3 protein-coding genes are annotated in these 2219 nt (G+C 41.3%); 1 reads left to right on the forward strand and 2 read right to left on the reverse strand.

What is annotated here, in order from left to right; translation table 11 throughout:
* The first annotated feature begins 378 nt into the window (after positions 1-378).
* Positions 379-582, forward strand: coding sequence for a cold-shock protein (locus tag BT797_RS07095; RefSeq protein WP_006033612.1), 204 nt, complete (start codon positions 379-381; stop codon positions 580-582).
* A gap of 75 nt (positions 583-657) precedes the next feature.
* Here BT797_RS07095 and BT797_RS07100 read toward each other — a convergent pair whose 3' ends face one another.
* Both BT797_RS07100 and BT797_RS07105 read right to left on the reverse strand, forming a co-directional pair.
* A complete protein-coding gene (locus BT797_RS07100) occupies positions 658-2022 on the reverse strand; it encodes a sigma-54-dependent transcriptional regulator (protein ID WP_045110099.1) in 1365 nt (454 codons plus the stop codon).
* The coding region (locus tag BT797_RS07105) for an ATP-binding protein (RefSeq protein WP_244893719.1) at positions 2015-2219 on the reverse strand (205 nt) is incomplete at its 5' end. The genes BT797_RS07100 and BT797_RS07105, both read right to left, overlap by 8 nt.

The raw sequence follows: 2219 nt of genomic DNA on the forward strand, positions 1-2219 counted from the left end.
AAAAATGCTCTTTTCCATTTGTGGATTCCTTTACTAGCTGAGTGATAAAGCGTCGTCACTTTAATAGTTTACGTATATCAACTCAATCAAAAACTTTTAAACTGTTCAATATCAACGCACACAGTTAATGAGTTTGAGCATAGTAGATCGAATAATCAATTAGCCATTGGCAAGGAGGGTAGGTTAACCCAAGCGTCGTCGGTCTTATTGTTGCATCATAAGTTTAGCACGCAAACGGATCCATATCGTGATTACAAAATGAGTTCAATTTATCCACTGTGATTGTCGCATCAACTTCTTCCAATAACTAAACTGGACAAAAAGTCCGCCTCAACTAAGCTTAATTCAGACATAAAGTCTGCTGAGGAAATATACGTTATGAGTCGAGGTACAGTTAAGTGGTTTAATGCTGACAAAGGTTTTGGATTTATCACCCCTGACGAAGGCGGTAATGACCTGTTTGTACATCATTCCGAAATTCAAACATCTGGTTATGCCACATTAGAAGATGGCCAGAAAGTTGAATTCGAAGTGGGCAGCGGGCAAAAAGGACCTTGCGCCACCAATGTAACTGCTATTTAAGTTAACGATTAGCTAAAAGGATTAATCACCGACGTGGGGTTAATCCTTTTTTATTGTTTGGTCGTTTATTCGTTATCAACTTTGAGCATCAATACGCTCAAGAATACGTTGTAATCGAGGGCGGCTTATTTTCAAAATATCACAGGCTTTCCCCTTATGACCTGCCACGCGTTTAAGTACATCAATCGTATATTTTAACTCAATATCTTGCAGGCTTAATTCATATGTATTTTGTGGTGATAGGTCTGCTGAGTCAGTATTCGCGTCTGCATCGCTTGGTATAGCTTGCTGCTTAATCTCTTCAAATAGATCTAAGGTTAATATTTTCCCAGAACATAATGCCACGGCCTTTGTTAGCAAGTTCTCAAGCTGTCTGACATTGCCCGGCCAGTCGTAGCCACAAAGCGCTTCCATCGCATCGCGGGCGACCTGATTAATCTGGGTATCCAAATCACGGTTAATACGAGCCAATAGGGCAGGGATAAGCAAAGGTAAATCTTCTTTACGTTCTCGCAGTGGCGGAATGTGAATACGCACCACTTGTAAGCGATAAAACAGATCTTCACGAAAAGTTTTATCTTTAATGGCTTGCTGGAAGTCGATATTCGTCGCACAGATTATCCGGGCATTGGTGGTTTGTGATTTTTTTCCACCGACAGGCGTGAACACCTTTTCTTGTAGTACACGCAGTAATTTAGCTTGGATAGACCCTGCTAATTCGCCCACTTCGTCTAAAAACAATGTGCCATCTTGTGCCAGTTCAAACTTACCCATCTGGTCGCTAACAGCACCCGTGAAAGCGCCTTTTTTGTGGCCGAACATTTCAGACTCAAGCAAGGTTTCGACTAAGGCTGCGCAGTTAATTGCGACGAAAGGTTGGGTGGTTTTGTTGCCTGCATTATGGATAGCTTTGGCGACCATTTCTTTACCTGTACCAGACTCACCCGTGATCATAATGGCTGCATTTGTCATCGCCACTCGACCAATGTTCTTAAATATCTCTTTCATGGCTTTAGAACAACCAACAATAGAATTACCGCTGCTGTCTGGAATCGAGATTGCATCAAGTGTACTGATATTTTGATATTGTAAGGCGGATCCAACCGCTGCATCAATTTCATCAAGGTCTAACGGTTTATGAATATATTCATCCGCGCCATTTTGCATCGCCTCAATGGTACTTTGCATATCATGAAAGGCGGTGATCATAATAATCCGCGCACTCGGGCAGAGCTGCTTGAATTCACTGATACCTTCTAAACCCGACTTTCCTTCCATCCGAATATCAAGAATAATGATATTTGGAACAAAAAATTGTGCGATAGCAAGGCCATCATTAACGCTGTTTGCTGTTTTAACTTTATGTTGTTGCGTTTGAAAATGTAATTCAAGCGTACGACGGATACCCTTGTCATCGTCGACGATAAGTAATTTACACATATTCGTTAGTTACGTCCTTATTCGGTGAAATAGGCTCACAGATATTGCTCGATAAAGGCAATTGAATCTGCGCTAAAGTACCAACCGGATTCATTGGTTTTAAACGTACACAACCTTTATGGCTTTCAATGATTTTTTGTACAATCGCCAGTCCGAGCCCTGTTCCTTTTGCCTTGGTGGTATAAAAAGGTTCGAAT

It is taken from the genome of Moritella viscosa, from assembly GCF_900120065.1.
GTDB classification, from domain to species: Bacteria; Pseudomonadota; Gammaproteobacteria; order Enterobacterales; family Moritellaceae; genus Moritella; species Moritella viscosa.

Bases quoted from the DNA above. Each gene is read 5' to 3' on its own strand.
- BT797_RS07095 (WP_006033612.1), top strand. From the start codon at position 379: ATGAGTCGAGGTACAGTTAAGTGGTTTAATGCTGACAAAGGTTTTGGA.
- BT797_RS07100 (WP_045110099.1), bottom strand. From the start codon at position 2,022: ATGTGTAAATTACTTATCGTCGACGATGACAAGGGTATCCGTCGTACG.